Below are 20,461 nucleotides of genomic sequence, written 5' to 3'. Positions count from 1 at the left end.
AGAAAATAGGGGAATAAAATGGCAATAGCTTTTGAAATGGGGAAAACAAATGGGGGTTTATAAAAGGGAGATGGGGATGAATGAAAAGTAAATTTTTTACAGGTATGATGATTTTTTTGCTAGCATTAATTTGTCTTACTGGAATGAAAGCAGAAGCAAAATCGGTGGGAGATATTTCTCCAGATGATATTTCACCGGAAATTTCGGATAATCGCTTTCAATCTGCAGAAGGGAAAGTTTTGCCTAATTTTGAGGTAGACATGTCAATTAGTGATCAAAGTAACGGGAAATTATCGATTGATGAGGATTTTGAATTAACCTCAGATGGTGATATTATTTTGATTGGAACAGTGCAAGGTCAGTACATACAAGGAACCCCCATTTTAAATGAAAATGGGCAATTAAATAAAATTCCAAACCGTGATCAAGGGATTATAATGCGTGTCGATCGAACCACAAAAAAAGTGGAGTGGGCACGTGTTGTTAACTATGAGGACGGTAATTACAATTCACAATATGCAGCTGACAAATGGTTTAGTTCGTATAAATCGATTACAACCAACTCGAGTAAATCTGCCTTTTATGTTGGCGGGGAAGTAGTCAATTATTACGGTGATTCTGGTGGTGGTAGTACATTAATTGTAAAATCAATTGATGCAAATGGTAACTTTCAAATAGCCCATAAATCATACGTTAGTTACGGTGTTCCATCAAGATCAGATCTAACCTATGCCTATTTTATGGATATTCAAATGGAAGGTAACACATTAATCATGTCAGCTTCAGCTAGGTATGCTGCTCAAGGGAAACAGTTTATTCGGTATACTTTAGAACCAGCTTCATTATCGATTACTAAAAATGAATTTAACCCATTAGATAACACTTTCTGGGCCAAATATCAAAGGACCGATGTTCTTAAAATCGATAATAAAGGTCTAATGGCTTATAACGCAGATGTAAATGGTGCGAACCAACTTAAAATGTCTATTCGTGAATCAGAAAATAATTATAAAGAAATTACTTTATTTGATTCTGTTCCTGAAATTTTAGCAAATTCTTCTCCTTATATATTTATGGAAGATCGTGGCGATGGGAATGTGTTTGTGGTCATGTCAACCCCCACCACATGGTATATCGCGCTTGTTAATATCGCGTCAGAACAAGTAGTTGAGACGAAAAAAATGACGATGAACTCCTCTACAACGCTAAACAGTGTGATTTACAGTGAAGGAAAAGGTCTGCTTTTAGGTGGTAGTACACACGCAGAAGAAAGCATTTTCGGCAGTGAGCCATTGAATAAAAATAACGGATATTATTTAGCGCTTGGAAATGATTTGAACGTAACGGATAGCCAGATTTTAAGAACGAATCAACATAATTCATTGACCACTATTATTAATGGCGTCGGCAATAAAGTAGATGGTTTCTTTAGCTATGACGGATTAAATAATGATGGATATATCCAAAATGTAGAGTACCCGAACACCTATGATGTGAACCCGAATGGAGCGATGATTTTTGCAGAATTTAATTTGCAACCAGCTCCAGTGCTTGATACAGGTAATCCAATTTTAGCATTTTATCAAGGGGAACGTCGTGCAGATTTTGATGAACTGGAAGGGGTGAAAGCATACTCTGGAATTGATTCATCAGATATAACAAAATCTATCACTAAAAATACGTTTGATTTATATACTGTAGGCGTACAACAGCAACTTTATCAAATTGAATATTTGCCAGGTAGTGGAAATAAAACCACTGGTACACGAAATATCCAATTGCTTCACCCACTTGAGACCCCAAAACTAGAGAAAAGCTACGCAGATAGCCATGGAGCTTTTAAAGTTGGTGAAGTAGTTCCTGCAAATGCTATTCATGCATTTAATGGTTTAGATAGTGCTAACAATGTGACTTATGTAGTTACCGCAGTAGATGATGAGAAAATAACTGTAGATGCTTCAATTAAGCGAACAGAAGGAACGAAAACAGCTGTAATTAGTAAGGAAATTACACTTATGACTTCGACAGCTGATGAAACTGCAGTAATCGATGTGACGAGTGTGGCTCTAGCAGCTGGGAAGTATACATCCTTAACAGATGTTCGAAGTGAAGGGCATTTTCATATTTATGCAGAAACCATGGATAACGTGTCCATCGATCCTAAATACGTTAAACTAACAGAAGACCCTGAAAACCCAGTTGATTGGAATGCGCCAGGTGTTTATTATGTGACTGCATCACTTGACCCGGCGAGTGGATATACAGCGAAAGATGTGAAAGTAAGTGTCGCTGTAGTTGATGTTGGAAGTCCGAAAGTTATTTCTGTAAACATGAAACCGTACAATCCAACAACCGCTCTTGTCGTTGCGGAAGATGATATTAATGGCGCAGGCGTATATAAAATCAACTGGGCAATTAAAGACGCGAATGGACTTATTATCCAACAAGGTGTGGAAGAGAGTGGTGCTACCATTCGAGTTCAAACGCCAGTTCCAATTGATCTCTCTACATTGAATGATGGCAATTATACCTTGTCAGTATCAGCGGCTGACAGAATTGGTCATACATCAGAAGCTTCAGAAAAAGCGTTCACAGTAGACAGACAAGCGCCAGTTGTGACAGCTGACGACAAGATCACGTATGAAATAAACACCAAGAAAACAGAAGAGCAATTTTTAAACGATGTAAATGTAAAAACGGAAGCCGGAGCGGTGATTAAAACCAATTTTGATACGATGGTGAGAATGGATTCGCCAGGCGATTATACGGTTTTAGTGGAAGCTACCGATGCAGCGGGCAACCAATCTGATCCCATTTATGTCATTGTAACAGTAGAAGATACGGTAGCACCGATTATAAGTGCAGACGAAGCGATTAGTTATAACCAGGGAAATACACGAACAGAAGCACAATTTCTGGCTGATATTCATGCAACAACAGATGAACCAGCAACGATTACAAGTGATTTTGCGGATCAAGTGAAATTTGATACACCAGGAGTCTACGCAGTCACATTAAAGGCAAACGATATTAGCGGAAACCAAGCAATACCAAGAACAGTAAATGTCACAGTTAAAGATGTCATTGCTCCAGTAATTACAGCAGATGAAGCGATTATTTACGAAAAAGGCATAACCAAATCTGCTACTGATTTCTTAACAGATGTGCATGCTGCTACAAACGATGGCTCGGCAATCACCTCTAATTTTGCAACGGTAGTAGATTTAAATACACCGGGGGATTACGATGTCACACTTAACTCGACAGATGCAGGTGGCAATAAATCTGACCCAATCACCGTAACAGTTACCGTACGTGATACAACACCACCAGTTATTACAGCAGATACAACTATCACTTACGAAAAAGGAACCACGAAAACTGCAGCTGCCTTTTTAACGGATGTAAATGCAACAACGAATGACGGCTCAGCAGTAACTTCTAACTTCAACCCAAATAGTTTGAAGCAAGTAGGGACTTATCAAGTGACGTTAAGCGCTATTGATGAAAATGGGAACTATGCTTTGCCAGTCAAGGTAACTGTTATTGTGCAAGATACGCAAAAACCTGTAATATCATCTAGTGCCACAAGCATTACGTATGAACGCGGCGAAAAGAAACAAGAAACAGGATTCTTCCTAGATTTAGCTATTAAAACGGATGACGGCACACCAGTTACAAGTGATTTTGATACAGCGGTAAATCTGGATACAGCGGGAAGTTATACTGTGACGCTAAACGCAGAAGACGAAAGTGGCAATAAAGCAGATCCAGTCACTATTACCGTCATTGTCGCTGATACAGAAAAACCAATTATCACAGCAGATACAACGATAACCTACGCAAAAGGAACAACCAAAACTGCTGCTCAATTTTTAACAGATATCCACGCAACGACGAATGATGGATCAACCATCACGAGCAATTTTGACCCAACTGTCCTTACGCAAGAAGGAACTTACAAAGTCGTATTAAATGCAAAAGATGATAGCAACAACGAAGCAGATCCAGTAACTGTTACTATCACCGTGGTAGATACAAAAGGACCGATTATCAATGCATTAAATACAATCACCTATGAAAGAACTATCAATAAAAACGAAGCGGATTTTTTAGCAGATATTGAAGCAACTACAGATGATGGCTCTACAATAACAACGGATTTTAATAGTAAAGATCTTGATACGGTTGGTACCTACACAGTCACATTAAATGCAGAGGATGCAAGTGGCAATAAAGCAACGCCCGTAAAAGTGACAATGAAAGTAGAAGATAACATTCCTCCCATCATCACAGCTGACCAATCAATCACTTACGAAAGAGGCATTACAAAAACAGAGCAAGCTTTCTACACCGATATTAATGCCGCAACAAGTGACAACAGCGCAATCAGCTCTGATTTTTCGAAAATCGATTTAACAAAAACAGGAAATTATGAAGTCTTACTCCAAGCAACGGATCAAAGTGGAAACAAAGCATTGCCACTTAAAATTAATGTGCTAGTTCAAGATACTATCGCTCCGGTTATAAAAACAACCAGCCGAGAAATAACAAACGAGCGTGGTGTACCAATGACCGAACAACAACTACTTGCAAGAATTGGCGCCAATACAGATGACGGTTCCAAAATAACCACCGATTATAACCCTGCAATTGTTAACACATCAGGGGATTATCTAGTTCATCTGTATGCTGTTGATGCCGCAGGGAACCAAGCCACACCTGTAGAAATTACTATTCATGTAAAGGATACTACCGCGCCAATCATTACGGCAGATAAGAAAATTAGTTATCCTGTTGGAACAGATAAAACGGTAACGGAATTTTTACAAGACATTCATGCTACAACGGACGATGGTTCTAAAATCACGACAGATTTCGATCCAAATATGTTGAAAACAAAAGGAACATATACTATCCACTTAAATGCAGTAGATGCAGACGGGAATAAAGCTAAGACAATCGATGTAAGCCTCACAGTAGAAGAGAAAGTGACGCCGCCGACACCACCGACACCACCGACACCACCGACACCAGATGATGGTGGAAATAATACGAATAACGGCAGCAATGGGACAAATGATAGAAACGCCAATATAACGGTAAATCCTACCAAGCAAAATACTACCGCTACAAATGAAAGCATCCCAGCATTAGGTGATACAACATCAACTATTCCAGTTATCGTAGGTATGTTCCTTTTAGCCACTTCACTTGTTCTTATTAGACGCAAATAAAAAAAGCTAGCGACAAACATGTCGCTAGCTTTTTAGGCTGTTTTAGCTTTTTTCTTTTGTTTAGGTTTTTTTGACTTTCTGGAAATAAAACGAACGAGGCTAATAATAAGAGATACAACATATTCACCGAATGAACCGATGAATATGGCAATAGCTATTTCTGTTTGGGACATCCCGCCGCCGTAAAAACTAATGAAAAATACCACACCACTTGCAATTAGTCCCATAGTTGCTAGGAAATATTTAAACCAATATAAACGAAAAACAAAATCAAATAAACATAAAACTGCTAAAAATCCAAGAAAAATAATCAAGGATAGTGGAATTAAACTCATAGTTACAATCTCCTTTAGTTAAGTAAAACATCTTTTTTATCCATCTATCATACCACAGGTTACAAATAATGATAAGTGAAAAAATAATGAACGCTAATTTTCAGCTAATTTTAGCGGATAGATGACTGTTTTATCATAACACAAAACCGAATTATTATTGCATCTGGCACCAGTTTATGGTATTCTATCTTAGAATTAAAATTTATCTCTTATCCAGAGCGGTAGAGGGACTGACCCTTTGAAGCCCAGCAACCTACACATATAAGTGAAAGGTGCTAATCTGTTGCAGGAGTATTATCTTCTGAACGATGAGAGCAAAGGTATAATTATAGCCTTTCTCTATTCGTGCGCGTTTTGTGCAAAATAGAGAGAGGCTTTTTATATGAGACGTATTTGGAGAGAATTGAAGGAGGAAAATAAATTGGCTAAGAACCGTCATCTATTTACATCAGAATCGGTTTCTGATGGACATCCAGATAAAATTGCAGATCAAATATCTGATGCAATTTTAGATGCAATTATTTCAAAAGATCCGGACGCACGTGTCGCTTGTGAGACTACTGTGACAACGGGTTTAGTATTAGTAGCAGGTGAGATTACCACCTCTGTTTATGTGGATATTCCTAAAATCGTGCGTGATACAATTAAAGAAATCGGCTATACACGTGCAAAATATGGTTTCGATGCAGAAACGTGTGCCGTTTTAACAGCGATTGATGAACAATCCCCAGATATTGCGCAAGGAGTCGACGAAGCACTAGAATCAAGAAGTGGTAAGGAAATCGATGCGGCTATTGAAGCAATCGGAGCGGGAGACCAAGGATTAATGTTCGGTTTTGCAACAGATGAAACAGAAGAATTAATGCCACTGCCAATCTTTTTAGCACATGGCTTAGCACGTAAGTTAACAGAATTACGTAAAACAAATAAATTAGACTACTTGCGTCCCGATGCGAAAACACAAGTAACGGTGGAATACGATGAATTTAATCAACCAGTTCGGATTGATACAATTGTTGTTTCGACGCAACATCATCCGGACATTACGCAAGAGCAAATCGCAAAAGACTTGCACACGTACCTTTTCCCAGAAGTGATTGATGCCTCTTTCTTAGATGAAGATACGAAATACTTTATTAATCCAACTGGTCGCTTTGTTATTGGTGGTCCTCTTGGCGATGCGGGCTTAACTGGGCGTAAAATTATCGTGGATACATACGGTGGTTATGCGCGTCACGGCGGGGGAGCGTTCTCCGGTAAAGATCCGACCAAAGTTGACCGATCGGGCGCTTATGCTGCAAGGTATGTAGCTAAAAATATCGTTGCTGCAGGACTTGCTAAAAAAGTAGAAGTACAAGTCGCGTATGCTATCGGAGTTGCTCGTCCAGTTTCCATTTCGATTGACACATATGGAACAAGTGACTATTCAGAACAAGAATTAATTGATGGCGTTAATGAGCTATTTGATTTACGCCCAGCTGGGATAATTCATATGCTTGATTTGCGTCGCCCAATTTATCGTCAAACAGCTGCATTTGGTCATTTTGGCCGTAGCGATCTTGATTTACCTTGGGAAAGAACCGATAAAGCAGAAGCCTTAAAAAAATTAATCGTAAAATAAGCTTAACCGAACATTTCTTGTAAGGAATGTTCGGTTTTTTTCTTTCCTAAACAGTGCAAAGAAAGTCTAGTTATGATATGATAGACGTTGTGAAAAAAAGATAAAATGATTATCTATATAGAGGAGAAATGTTACCATGTGTGGATTTGTAGGATGCGTACATGACCGCATTACAGAAATTACTGGCGCTGATAAAGAAACCTTTAGACAAATGAACAGTATGATTACGCACCGTGGGCCAGATGATGAAGGATACTTCACAGATGATCACGTGCAGTTTGGTTTCCGCCGTTTAAGTATTATTGATGTAGAAAACGGTCATCAACCGTTAACGTATGAAAATGAACGTTACTGGATTATTTTTAATGGAGAAGTTTATAACTATGTGGAACTCCGTGAGCAATTAGTTGCTGAAGGAATGACATTTGAAACCGAAAGTGATACCGAAGTAATTATCGCTACATATGCGAAATACAAAGAAAAAACAGCAGAACGTCTTCGTGGGATGTTTGGTTTCGTTATTTGGGATAAACAAGAAGAACTTGTTTACGGCGCACGCGACCCATTTGGCATTAAACCATTTTTCTATGCAGAAGAAGATGGCAAATTGTTCATGGGTTCTGAAAAGAAATCCATTCTACATGCTTTAAAAGAAAAAGAATTGGATGAAGTTTCATTACAAAACTATATGACTTACCAATTCGTTCCAGAACCAGATTCCTTAACTAAAAATGTAAAACGTTTAGAACCAGGACATCAGTTCACGAAGAAAATTGGTCAACCAATGGAAATTACTACTTATTGGAAAGCATCTTTTGCACCAGTAACTAAATCAGAAGACGCATGGATTAAAGAAGTGCGTGACGTAATGTACGATTCTGTAAAAATGCATATGCGCTCTGATGTACCAGTTGGTTCATTCCTATCTGGTGGTATTGATTCATCGATTATTGCTGCGATTGCTAAAGAATATCATCCTGCAATCAAAACATTCTCTGTTGGTTTTGAACGCGATGGTTTCAGTGAAATCGATGTCGCAAAAGAAACAGCAGACAAACTTGGCGTAGAAAACATTAGTTATGTTATCTCACCTGAAGAATATATGAAAGAATTACCAAAAATTGTTTGGCATATGGATGATCCACTTGCTGATCCAGCTGCTATTCCGCTTTACTTCTTATCAAGAGAAGCGCGCAAACAAGTAACGGTTGCATTGTCCGGTGAAGGTGCAGATGAACTTTTCGGTGGTTATAACATTTATAACGAACCGAATTCCCTTGCGATGTTTAACAAAATGCCAAGCGTATTTAAATCAATGCTAAATAGCGTGGCGCGCATTATGCCAGAAGGTATGCGTGGTAAAAGTTTCTTAGAACGTGGAACCACTCCGATGGAAGAACGCTATATCGGAAACGCCAAAATGTTCACGGAAAAAGAAAAACAAATTTTACTTCCAAAATATCAAGCTGGTCATGACTATACGAACATTACAGATCCATTTTATGCAGAAACAACGAATTATCATCCTGTAGAAAGAATGCAGTACATTGATATTCATACGTGGCTTCGCGGCGATATTCTTCTCAAAGCTGACCGCATGACGATGGCTAATTCGCTGGAAGTCCGTGTACCTTTCCTTGATAAAGAAGTGTACAATGTGGCAAGAAATATTCCAGATACAATGAAAACAACCAATGGAACAACCAAATATATCTTACGTAAAGCGGCAGCAACATTTGTACCAGAACACGTACTTAACCGCCGTAAACTAGGATTCCCAGTACCAATTCGTCACTGGTTAAAAGACGAAATGAACGCTTGGGTTAAAAACATCATTAAAGAATCACCAACAGATCATTTAATTAACAAACAATACGTTCTAGGATTACTAGACGATCACTGTGCCGGTAAATTCGACTACAGTCGTAAAATCTGGACAGTTGTTATTTTCATGATTTGGTATGATGTATACGTAGCAGATAAATACGATTTTGGAAAATAAAAGAAAACCTAGACAAAGCTATTAATTAGCCTGTCTAGGTTTTCTTTTTTCGATGATAATGACGAATGGGGCATCATTTTTTTGATTAATAAATTGATAAGATAAAACGTGGAAATCTTGTTGTGGGATTGCTTCACAAAAAGTCACAACAGCATCTTTTTCGATTTTTCCAGCAGGGTGGCCGTGATATATAACGAGAATAATGACGCCACCAACTTCGAGCAGCTGCATTAAATGACCAATGCTTTCTAGCGTCGAATCAGCGGTTGTTGTAATTTCTTTGTCGCCACCTGGTAAATATCCAAGATTAAAAATAGCGGCGCGAACAGGTCTGGATGTGTACGCAGGGATACGTGCATGGCTAGCGCAAACGAGCTCCACTTGCGAAGAAACACCCGCATTTTCTAAACGAGCCTTCGTCGCATCAACAGCCATTTGTTGAATATCAAATCCAAGTACATGCCCATTAATACCAACAAGTTCCGCTAATAAAAGCGTATCGTGTCCATTACCACAAGTGGCGTCAATCACATAATCACCAGGACGAACTACTTTTCGTAGCGTATCATGAGCGAAGGGGAGAATGCCTCTTAAATTCATTCAGAAATCACTTCCACAGGTTGATAGTGTTTCCCTTGCCAGCTATCTCTTCGAACAAGTTCTGCATCAATCGCATTCAACACTTCAAACTTATTTAAACTCCAAACAGGGCCAATTAAATCATCTACGCCACCATCACCAGTAATCCGGTGAATAACCATCTCAGGCGGTAAGATCTCTAGTTGATCAGCGACTAAGTTTACATAGCCATCCCGAGTTAAAAATTCTAAGTCACCTTTTTTATAATCTTCTACCATTGGCGTTCCTTTTAATAAATGGAGCAAATGGATTTTGATACCATCCACGCCACTTTCGACTACTTTCCGCGTTGTTTCCATCATCATTTCTGGTGTTTCTTTTGGAAGACCGTTAATAATGTGGGTACAAATCCGGATATTGTGCTTTTGCAGTTTGTGCACTCCTTCTAGATAACAATCATAATCATGCGCCCGGTTGATTAAGCGGCCAGTCTCATCATGAGCAGACTGCAATCCAAGCTCCAACCATAAATAAGTACGTTCATTCAACTCAGCTAAATATTCCACCACATCATCTGGCAAACAGTCCGGTCTTGTCGCAATCGAAAGCCCAACTACACCCGGCTCATTCAAAACAGTTTCAAATTTCTCACGTAACTCGGCAACCGGTGCATGTGTATTCGTGAAAGCTTGGAAATAAGCGATACATTTCCCGTCTTTCCATTTCGTTTGCATCTTGTCGCGCACTTGCTGGAATTGTACTTTTAAATCAAGCGCTCGGTTGCCAGCAAAGTCCCCAGAACCAGCCGCGCTACAAAATGTACAACCACCATGCGCTACCGTACCGTCACGATTGGGACAATCAAAGCCGCCATCAAGCGCCACTTTGTATGTCTTTTGCCCAAATTCTTCTCTTAAGCAGTAGTTCCATGTATGATATCTTTTATTATCATTGCTATATACAAATGGATTCGTTTGTTTCACTAGTTTTAGACTCCTTCAAATGAAATTCTCCATTCATTTTAGCACATTTTGTTAGGAAAGTTAGATAAATCTTCAGAGCGCTTGCTAAAAAAATGAAATTCAGCTACAATAAGACTAATGAATTTTGCGAAAAAGCGATGAATTGGAGTAGTAATCTGCATATTTTGATGTGAAGAGAGCTGACGGTTGGTGCAAGTCAGTCACAAAATCCGGATGAACTTACCATGGAGCTTGGGTGTATCTCCGTTTTCCGCGTTAAGGAATTGATAAGTTGAGTGGTCAAACACTAATGTGGGTGGTACCGCGGGAGAAGCATCTCTCGTCCCATGGCGATAAGCCGTTGGGATGTAGGGATTTTTTTGTAGCCAAAATTCGATATTTTAAGGAAAAGAGGATGAGTAAAGTGACATTTAATCACAAAAAAATGGAACCAAAATGGCAACAATATTGGAGTGAACATAACACTTTCAAAACAACAGAAGATAAAAATAAAGATAACTTCTATGCACTAGATATGTTCCCTTACCCATCTGGAGCAGGTCTTCACGTAGGACATCCAGAAGGTTATACAGCAACAGATATTTTGTCTCGTATGAAACGAATGCAAGGGAAGAACGTCCTTCATCCAATCGGTTGGGATGCTTTTGGTCTTCCTGCAGAGCAATATGCAATTGATACTGGTAACGACCCAGAAGAATTTACCGCACTGAATATTGCCAACTTTACTCGCCAAATTAAATCACTTGGTTTTTCCTACGACTGGGACCGTGAAATCAATACAACAGATCCTGAATATTATAAATGGACACAGTGGATTTTTGAAAAACTATATGAAAAAGGTTTAGCTTATGAAGCCGAAATCGCTGTAAACTGGTGTCCGGCACTTGGTACAGTTTTAGCCAATGAAGAAGTTATCGATGGCAAAAGTGAACGCGGTGGCTTCCCAGTTTTCCGCAAACCAATGCGTCAATGGATGCTTAAAATCACCGCGTACGCAGATCGTTTGCTAGATGATCTTGATCTAGTGGATTGGCCTGAAAATATTAAAGATATGCAACGTAACTGGATTGGTCGTTCAGAAGGCGCAGAAGTTACTTTTAAAATTAAAGATAGCGATGAAACGTTTAATGTCTTTACCACACGTCCAGATACACTTTTTGGCGCAACATATACCGTTTTTGCACCAGAACACGAACTTATCGAAAAAATCACAACACCAGAACAAAAAGAAGCAGTTGAAGCTTATAAAAAACAAGTAGAACTTAAAAGCGAACTGGAAAGAACCGACCTTGCAAAAGATAAAACAGGTGTCTTCACAGGAGCTTATGCGATTAATCCAATCAACGGCGAAGAAGTGCCAATTTGGATTGCGGACTACGTGTTGATTCAATATGGAACAGGTGCGATTATGGCCGTACCAGCTCACGATGAACGTGACTTTGAATTTGCGCAACAATTTGGTTTGAATATTCGTCCTGTTCTTGAAGGCGGCGACGTGACAAAAGAAGCATTCACTGGCGACGGACCACATATTAACTCCGATTTCTTGAACGGACTAGCTAAAGCCGAAGCGATTACCGCTGCAATTGATTGGCTAGAAAAAGAAGGCATCGGTAGCCGTAAAATCACGTATCGTTTGCGCGACTGGTTGTTCAGCAGACAACGTTACTGGGGTGAACCAATTCCAGTTATTCACTGGGAAGACGGGGAAACAACGCTTGTACCAGAAGACGAACTACCACTACTTCTGCCAAAAGCAACAGAAATCAAACCATCAGGAACAGGCGAATCACCACTTGCTAACTTGCATGACTGGGTAAACGTAACAGACAAAAACGGTCGAAAAGGTCGTCGCGAAACAAATACAATGCCACAATGGGCTGGCTCAAGCTGGTATTTCTTGCGTTATATCGATCCAAATAACAGCGAAGCAATTGCTGACAAAGAAAAACTAGCAGAATGGCTTCCAGTTGACGTTTATATCGGCGGGGCAGAGCATGCAGTGCTTCACCTTCTTTATGCACGTTTCTGGCATAAATTCTTGTACGATATCGGTGTAGTTCCAACAAAAGAACCTTTCCAAAAACTATTTAACCAAGGTATGATTCTTGGCGAAAATAACGAAAAAATGTCCAAATCAAGAGGTAATGTTGTTAACCCTGATGAAGTAGTAGAAAAATACGGCGCAGACACACTTCGCTTGTACGAAATGTTCATGGGACCACTAGAAGCTTCGATTGCATGGAACGAAAATGGACTGGAAGGTGCACGTAAATTCCTAGACCGCATCTGGCGCTTGCTAGTAACTGAAGAAGGCACACTCGCTGAAAAAGTGACAACTGATGCGAATGCTAACTTAGAAAAAGCATATCATCATATGGTGAAAACAGTTACCAACCATTACGAAAACCTGCGTTTCAATACCGGGATTTCGCAACTGATGATTTTCATCAATGAAGCATATAAACAAGATACGATTCCAAAACAATATGTCGAAGGTTTCGTTCAACTCTTGTCACCAATCGCACCACACCTTGCAGAAGAATTATGGGAAATCCTAGGTCACACCGAAACAATCAGCTACGTAGCTTGGCCAACATACGACGAAACAAAACTAGTAGAAGATGAAGTAGAAATCGTACTTCAAGTAAACGGCAAAGTAAAAAGCAAAATCACCGTTGCCAAATCTCTCGAAAAAGAAGAACTAGAAAAAATTGCACAAGAAGACAACAAAATGAAAGAAAACCTAGAAGGCAAAACAATCCGTAAAGTGATTGTCGTTCCAGGGAAACTTGTAAATATTGTTGCGAACTAATAATGGAAACTGCTGGCTTCTGGCTGGCAGTTTTATTTTTGACTAATTTTTTGGTATAATTACGGAAAATGGAATGGAGAAAAGTTAATGAGTAATGGTAGTATTATCAATCGAATAGAAGGTATTTTAAATGATTTGCCGAAGTCAGAGAAAAAAATTGGCCAAGCAGTATTAGCAAATCCAGAATTTACAACTACTGCATCGATTCATAAACTAGCTCAACAAGCAGATGCAAGCGGTGCGGCCGTTATCCGTTTCTGTAAATCAATCGGACTTCAAAGTTTTCCAGAACTAAAAAGACAATTATCATTAGATTTGGCTCAACCGCAAAAGAAAGGCTATTATGATATTGAACCAAATGAAGATTTTCATACCATCACAGAAAAACTAGTTTCTAACATGATTCAAACGATGAACGATACGGCTAGCCAACTAGATGAAGCCAAAGTTTTAGAGGCATGCGAATTACTCGGCGAAGCAGATACTATTTATACATACGGGGTCGGGGCTTCTTGGTTAGTAGCAGAAGATATTTCGCAAAAGTGGCTGCGTGCAGGGAAACATGTTTTAGCTACGCAAGATGCACATGTTCTAGCAATGGCTTTTGCAACGGGGAAGAAGAAAGCCGTTTTTATTGCTATTTCTAACAGTGGAGAAACATCAGAAGTCTTGCAACTCGTAGATCAAGCCAAACTGAACAACGTCATTGTTATTAGTCTTACACGTTTTGGTAGCAATAAGCTGAAGGAAAAAGCAGATTTATCTTTAGAAACTTCTCGTGCTCCAGAAGCTGAAATTAGAAGTACCGCAACAAGTTCAAGACAAGCGCAATTGCTAGTAATTGACATTTTATTTTACTATTATGCATCCCATCACTACGACGAAATGATTCAACAAATTAAACATTCTCGAGAGGCCACGAATCGTTTTAGAGAATAATAGAAGATAGGTAGTAGCTTAATAATTAAAGCTACTGCCTATTTTTTTACTAGCAATTATAAATAAAAATTTTAATATTAAAATTATATATTGAAATTTTATTTCATTTATATTATACTGTGTTGGAAGGAGTGGTTAAAATGTTAGAGAATTTAGCAACAGAAGAACGAAATGAAAAAACGATTGACTTAGACACACTTTCTCCAAAAGAAATTTTAGCAGTAATGAATGAAGAAGATTTAACAGTTCCAATAGCTATAAAAAAGGTCTTACCTCAAATCGAGTTAATTGTAAGCGGTGTCATCTCGTGCTTTCAAAAAGGTGGCCGTTTGATTTATCTTGGTGCCGGAACAAGTGGAAGATTAGGAGTACTTGATGCAGCTGAATGTGTTCCAACTTTCGGGGTCTCAAAGGAGCAGGTCATTGGCTTAATCGCAGGTGGTGAAAAAGCTTTTGTAGCTGCAATAGAAGGTGCGGAAGATTCAAAAATACTTGGCGAAAACGACTTAAAGCAAATTAAGTTAACTGCAAACGATTTTGTTATTGGTATTGCTGCAAGTGGTAGAACGCCTTATGTAATTGGCGCACTTGATTACGCCAAATCTGTCGGGGCTAAAACCGGAGCAATTTCTTGTAATGCTAATGCAAAAATTTCAGCGCACGCCGATATAGCCGTAGAAGTTGTGACCGGAGCAGAAATTTTAACAGGTTCTACTAGGTTAAAAGCAGGAACAGCTCAGAAACTAGTATTAAATATGATTTCAACAGCTTCAATGGTTGGAATTGGAAAAGTGTATAAAAATTTGATGGTGGACGTTTTACCAACAAATAAAAAATTAGAAGAGCGCTCTAAACGAATTATTATGGAAGCTACAGAGGCTGATTACGAAACAGCAAATAAATTTTATGAAGCAGCTGAAAAACATGTCAAAGTTGCCATTGTCATGATCTTAACCAATTCAACCAAAGAAATAGCGTTAGAAAAATTAAGTGAAGCAAAAGGGTTTGTTCGAAACACCATTCAAAAATAAGGAGCTGGAATAATGACAAAAGAAGCAGAAATTGGAAAACAAATATTTATTCATGTCGGTGGAATGGAAAACGTTTCAAGAATTGCACATTGTATGACACGAGTTCGATTGGGGATAGTTGATAGTGACCTTGTTGATGTAGCTGGATTAAAAAAAGTTCCGGGTGTTATCGGTGTTGTAGAAGATGATACTTTACAGATTATTGTTGGACCAGGAGTTGTGAACAAAGTGGCCGGCGCAATGGCAGAAATGGCTGGTGTTAAAATTGGCGAAACGATTCAAGAAAATTTGGATAGCGGCACAAAAACTGGTAAGGAATTAGTCGAAGAAAAAGCATCCAAAACAAAAGCTGAATTAAAAGCAAAACAAAATAATTCATCTGGTTTTAAAAGATTACTAAAATCAATCTCTAATATTTTTGTTCCACTAATTCCGGGTTTTGTTGGAGCGGGATTAATTGCTGGTATTGCAGCAATTATTTCTAATAATATAACAGCTGGAAATTTAGATGCTGCTGTTTGGACTCAATATATTGATATTTTAGGAGTTATTAATAAAGGAATATTTGCCTTCTTAGCTATTTATGTAGGGATTAATACCGCGAATGAATTTGGTGGAACACCTGTACTCGGTGGTGGAATCGCTGGGATAACATTGCTTTCCGGATTAGCAGAAGGACATACAATTACAAACATTTTCACGGGGGATCCTATCGTAGCCGGACAGGGTGGGATTATTGGCGTATTATTAGCAGTTTGGTTAATGTGCGTACTTGAAAAAAACTTGCGCAAAATCATCCCGAATGCGATAGATATTATTTTTACGCCAACGCTTGTATTACTTATTATTGGTTTAGTAACTATTTTCTTAATTATGCCTTTTGCAGGACTTGTATCAGATGGTTTAGTTAATGGTATTAATTGGGTAATCGAAGTTGGAGGAGTATTCGCAGGTTTTGTGCTAGGGACGTTATTCTTACCAATGGTTATGTTTGGGTTACATCAAGTTTTAACACCCATCCATGTAGAAATGATTGCTCAAAATGGTTATACTATCTTACTTCCTATTCTAGCTATGGCAGGTGGCGGACAAGTTGGTGCAGCAATCGCGCTTTGGATTCGTTGTCGTAAAAATAAACCACTAGTAAATATGATTAAAGGGGGCCTTCCGGTTGGAATTTTAGGTATCGGTGAACCATTAATTTATGGGGTAACAATACCACTTGGGAAACCTTTTCTTACAGCTTGTCTCGGAGGCGGTATCGGTGGGGCAGTAATCGGCTACTTTGGTAACGTCGGAGCAATTGCAATCGGCCCATCAGGAGTTGCACTTATCCCACTAATCGCGAATAATGAATGGCTTTCTTACGTCATCGGATTAATTGCAGCATATTTAGGTGGATTCATTTTAACTTATTTCTTTGGTACACCAAAAGACGCAATGAATAGCGTAGAATTGTAAGAAGTAATTGCTGTTCCACGGAAATTTGTACACATTGAAGTGAATTGATTAGAGAAGCTTCGAAATTAGTTTTATTACTAATTTCGAAGCTTTTTTACGCAGTTAGCATAACAAATAATGAAACCGTTTTGATAGTATTAAAGTAAAACGGGGTGTCAACGACGAAAAACAATATAGATTACATTAAAACAGTACAAAACATAAAAAGTTTTTTTGATGAATTTCAATATTTGGTTTTTCTGCTAGGTTCTAAAATAAAATAAAGCTCAATACAGACGGATTAATAGAAATAAAAGTGTTAACAGGCAATAAAATAAGTTTGACTCCTATAGGTCACTTAGTTCAATTTTACTTGGGAATATTAAATGACATGAAAGCACTACATCGCTTTATTTTAATTAAATGTTATATTGAGATAAACAAAAAGATATTTTAACGATGTTGGAAATGCCTTATGAAATTGCGCAATTTAAAAGAATAAAAAAACATGCTGTTCTTAGTTTAGCCGAAAAGCTTGAAATGATTGTTGAAAAAAATTAGTTATCGAAGAAAGAAGATATGTACCACGGGTTGCATATTTCCTGTTTTTATGGTATATTAGGAAACGGTGTTAAATCACACACGCACGGTGACAGACTGAGAAGGTGCTTAACGACTTGTTCGCTTAAGTTTTTCAGCTGGTTGATCCATGCGGAGGGCGGTTATCCGCAAAAAATAAACCAATAGGAGGGAATAACACAATGCCTGTTATTTCAATGAAACAATTACTCGAAGCAGGAGTTCACTTCGGCCACCAAACTCGCCGTTGGAACCCAAAAATGAAGAAATATATCTTCACAGAAAGAAATGGTATTTATATCATTGACCTACAAAAAACAGTGAAAAAAGTAGACGAAGCTTTCAACTTCATGCGTGAAGTAGCTAGCGACAACGGAACTATCCTGTTTGTAGGAACTAAAAAACAAGCTCAAGAATCCGTTCGCGACGAAGCTATCCGTTCTGGACAATATTTCGTGAATCATCGTTGGTTAGGTGGTACTTTAACTAACTTTGAAACTATTCAAAAACGTATTCAACACCTTAAAAAAATCGAAAGAATGGAAGCAGATGGAACTTTTGAAGTCCTTCCTAAAAAAGAAGTTGTCCTTCTTAAAAAAGAACAAGAAAAATTAGAACGCTTCTTAGGCGGAATCAAAGACATGAAAGGTCTTCCTGATGCATTATTCATCGTTGACCCACGCAAAGAACGTATTGCGGTTGCAGAAGCTCGTAAACTTCATATTCCTATCATCGGTATTGTTGATACAAACTGTGATCCGGATGAAATCGACTACGTAATCCCTGCAAATGATGACGCTATCCGCGCGGTTAAACTTTTAACTGCTAAAATGGCTGACGCTATCATTGAAGTGAACCAAGGGGAAGAGTTAACGGAAGCGGAAGTTGCTCCTGTAGAAGAAAAAGCTACAGAAGAAACTACTGAAGCATAAGATTTTATTTGAAACTTTCAAGGTGATAAGGCACTATTCTTATCACCTTTTTTAAAGAGAAAAATTGGAGGGAAAATAAATGGCTAATATTACAGCTCAAATGGTAAAAGAATTACGCGAAAAAACTGGTGCTGGTATGATGGATTGTAAAAAAGCGCTTGTAGAAACAGAAGGAGATATGGAAAAAGCAATTGACTATCTTCGTGAAAAAGGAATCGCTAAAGCTGCGAAAAAATCTGATCGTGTTGCTTCTGAAGGTATGACTCATGTAATCAGCAATGAAAAACATGCCGTAGTACTTGAAGTAAATGCTGAAACAGATTTCGTTGCTAAAAACGATAACTTCCAACAATTAGTTGACGCTTTAGCTAAACAAATTCTTGCAGTTCGTCCAGATACCTTAGAAGATGCGCTTAAAACAGAAATGCCTAATGGTCAAACTGTTCAAGACTACATCACTGAAGCAATTACAAAAATCGGTGAAAACATTTCCCTTCGTCGTTTTGAAGTAAAAGAAAAAGCAGACAACTCTGCTTTCGGTGAATACATCCACATGAACGGACGTATTGGTGTTCTTACACTTCTTGAAGGAACTACTGATACTACTGTTGCAAAAGACGTTGCAATGCACATCGCTGCAATCAACCCTAAATACATTTCTCGTGAAGACGTTTCTACTGAAGAAGTGGAACACGAAAAAGAAGTATTAACTCAACAAGCGTTAAACGAAGGCAAACCAGCTAATATCGTTGAAAAAATGGTAGAAGGCCGTTTGAAAAAATATCTAAGCGAAATTTCCTTAGAAGACCAACCTTTCGTTAAAAACCCAGACATCACTGTAGGTGACTACGTGAAACAAAGCGGTGGTAAAGTTGTATCATTCGTACGTTTCGAAGTAGGCGAAGGAATCGAGAAAAAAGAAGATAACTTTGTTGAAGAAGTAATGAGCCAAGTGAAAAAATAAATCCACTTTAAATTGATTTTATATGATATCAAAACCCCGTATTTTCTTAGGAAATACGGGGTTTTTATTTTTTTTGATTTCATTTGAATATCACACAATATCAAATGATTGTGGGATTTTTTTAATTTTATTTTATCCCAAAATTTTCTAGATTTCTTACAATCTGTCTTTCATCGTACTCATTAATTTTTCTCGTGTCTCGTCTGTCGTAGGTGAATAATTATACTATATTATTCACCTAGTAATAAATAAAACTGATAAATAATTAAATAAATAAGGAATATTCATAAGTGAAATAACGCATATCTTGGATTGATATGTATTTTTTGTGATAAATAGAAACAGGAATGTTTAAAATGTGAATAGTAACTGATAATGAGTATTATCTTATAACCAAAAAACTTAATGATACTCACGTTGTGTAAAAATATCTCCAAATAAGCTCCATTTTCTAGTCGTTCACGACAAGAATCGGACATTTCATTACATTTTTGGTTATACATCGCTTTTTTATGATACTCTTGCATTGCAACTATTGATTACAAAAAGGAGGCAACAAGATGAACAGAAAGATGAGATTATTAAAAGGACTAATGGCTTTCATTGTAGGTGTAAGCATTATAGCAACCCCAATTATTACAGTCTACGCAGCAAGTAATAAAGTAGCCATTTCGATGAACCGTCGAGCTGTAAATGGTGCTACAAATGGAAAATATCATTCATTGAACAAAGGAACGGTTAAATTGAAAGTTTCGGCTAAAGGTTTCGGGAATAGTAACTCCAACTCGTGGGTAACTTTGCACAAAGAGAAATTTGGAATAGATGATTATTTTGGCAGAGTCAGTATTTCTTCAGGAAAGAATTATTTTTATAAAAATAAGACAAAAGAATTTCCAACAAAAGCAAATGCGAAATCAAGTAAATACTATTTAAAAGCTGAAAAAGCGATGGATTGGTACACAGTGAAAATCGAAGGAACCATTAGTAACTAAGAATTAGGAGAG

13 protein-coding genes, 1 riboswitch and 1 other annotated feature are annotated in these 20,461 nt (G+C 38.0%); of the genes, 10 read left to right on the top strand and 3 right to left on the bottom strand.

What is annotated here, in order from left to right; all coding sequences use genetic code 11:
- Positions 1 to 80: 80 nt before the first annotated feature.
- Positions 81 to 5,237: a surface-anchored adhesin LapB gene (gene lapB, locus LMOATCC19117_RS08415; protein ID WP_003734366.1), complete on the top strand. Its 5,157-nt coding sequence runs from the start codon at positions 81 to 83 to the stop codon at positions 5,235 to 5,237.
- 32 nt (positions 5,238 to 5,269) lie between these two features.
- On the opposite strand, the gene LMOATCC19117_RS08410 is transcribed toward lapB, so the two are convergent.
- Positions 5,270 to 5,572 (bottom strand): hypothetical protein, encoded by a 303-nt coding sequence (locus LMOATCC19117_RS08410; RefSeq protein WP_003723256.1) that lies wholly within the window; start codon positions 5,570 to 5,572, stop codon positions 5,270 to 5,272.
- Between the two features lie 206 nt (positions 5,573 to 5,778).
- A riboswitch (SAM riboswitch) is annotated at positions 5,779 to 5,887 on the top strand.
- 106 nt (positions 5,888 to 5,993) lie between these two features.
- On the opposite strand from LMOATCC19117_RS08410, the gene metK reads away from it, so the two are divergent.
- Together metK and asnB are read left to right on the top strand one after the other, a co-directional pair.
- Positions 5,994 to 7,193, top strand: a complete 1,200-nt coding sequence (gene metK, locus LMOATCC19117_RS08405; RefSeq protein WP_003727328.1) for a methionine adenosyltransferase — start codon at positions 5,994 to 5,996, stop codon at positions 7,191 to 7,193.
- 136 nt (positions 7,194 to 7,329) lie between these two features.
- Positions 7,330 to 9,195 carry an asparagine synthase (glutamine-hydrolyzing) gene (asnB, locus tag LMOATCC19117_RS08400; RefSeq protein ID WP_003731601.1) on the top strand — a complete coding sequence of 622 codons (1,866 nt, stop codon included), beginning with the start codon at positions 7,330 to 7,332 and terminating at the stop codon, positions 9,193 to 9,195.
- A gap of 21 nt (positions 9,196 to 9,216) precedes the next feature.
- On the opposite strand, the gene LMOATCC19117_RS08395 is transcribed toward asnB, so the two are convergent.
- Positions 9,217 to 9,795, bottom strand: coding sequence for a class I SAM-dependent methyltransferase (locus tag LMOATCC19117_RS08395; RefSeq protein WP_003726271.1), 579 nt, complete (start codon positions 9,793 to 9,795; stop codon positions 9,217 to 9,219).
- Positions 9,792 to 10,757: a TIGR01212 family radical SAM protein gene (locus tag LMOATCC19117_RS08390; protein WP_003726270.1), complete on the bottom strand. Its 966-nt coding sequence runs from the start codon at positions 10,755 to 10,757 to the stop codon at positions 9,792 to 9,794. Before LMOATCC19117_RS08390 ends, LMOATCC19117_RS08395 begins: the two co-directional genes overlap by 4 nt.
- Positions 10,758 to 10,885: 128 nt before the next feature.
- Positions 10,886 to 11,087, top strand: a binding site (T-box leader).
- A 73-nt stretch (positions 11,088 to 11,160) separates the two neighbouring features.
- Between LMOATCC19117_RS08390 and leuS the strand changes: the two genes are divergently transcribed.
- The 7 genes from leuS (at position 11,161) to LMOATCC19117_RS08350 (ending at position 20,449) form a co-directional block, all read left to right on the top strand.
- Positions 11,161 to 13,572: a leucine--tRNA ligase gene (gene leuS, locus LMOATCC19117_RS08385; protein WP_003742319.1), complete on the top strand. Its 2,412-nt coding sequence runs from the start codon at positions 11,161 to 11,163 to the stop codon at positions 13,570 to 13,572.
- Positions 13,573 to 13,659: 87 nt separating this feature from the next.
- Entirely contained in the window at positions 13,660 to 14,511 is an 852-nt protein-coding gene (locus LMOATCC19117_RS08380) for a MurR/RpiR family transcriptional regulator (protein ID WP_003726268.1), read from the top strand.
- A gap of 140 nt (positions 14,512 to 14,651) precedes the next feature.
- Positions 14,652 to 15,542: an N-acetylmuramic acid 6-phosphate etherase gene (murQ, locus tag LMOATCC19117_RS08375; RefSeq protein ID WP_003726267.1), complete on the top strand. Its 891-nt coding sequence runs from the start codon at positions 14,652 to 14,654 to the stop codon at positions 15,540 to 15,542.
- A gap of 12 nt (positions 15,543 to 15,554) precedes the next feature.
- Entirely contained in the window at positions 15,555 to 17,003 is a 1,449-nt protein-coding gene (locus LMOATCC19117_RS08370; protein ID WP_003731803.1) for a PTS transporter subunit EIIC, read from the top strand.
- A 740-nt stretch (positions 17,004 to 17,743) separates the two neighbouring features.
- The gene (rpsB, locus tag LMOATCC19117_RS08360; RefSeq protein WP_003723971.1) at positions 17,744 to 18,493 is read left to right on the top strand and encodes a 30S ribosomal protein S2; all 750 of its coding nucleotides are present in this window, start codon (positions 17,744 to 17,746) and stop codon (positions 18,491 to 18,493) included.
- A gap of 79 nt (positions 18,494 to 18,572) precedes the next feature.
- On the top strand, positions 18,573 to 19,457 hold the full coding sequence (gene tsf / locus LMOATCC19117_RS08355; RefSeq protein WP_003734365.1) for a translation elongation factor Ts: 885 nt from the start codon (positions 18,573 to 18,575) through the stop codon (positions 19,455 to 19,457).
- A gap of 560 nt (positions 19,458 to 20,017) precedes the next feature.
- Positions 20,018 to 20,449: an Lmo1656 family SNX6-recruiting virulence factor gene (locus tag LMOATCC19117_RS08350; protein ID WP_003734364.1), complete on the top strand. Its 432-nt coding sequence runs from the start codon at positions 20,018 to 20,020 to the stop codon at positions 20,447 to 20,449.
- The last annotated feature ends 12 nt before the right edge of the window (positions 20,450 to 20,461 follow it).

Source organism: Listeria monocytogenes ATCC 19117 (assembly GCF_000307025.1).
Classification (GTDB): domain Bacteria; phylum Bacillota; class Bacilli; order Lactobacillales; family Listeriaceae; genus Listeria; species Listeria monocytogenes_B.
Note: the sequence above shows the minus strand (reverse complement) of the source record. Positions and strands in the feature narration are given on the sequence as shown.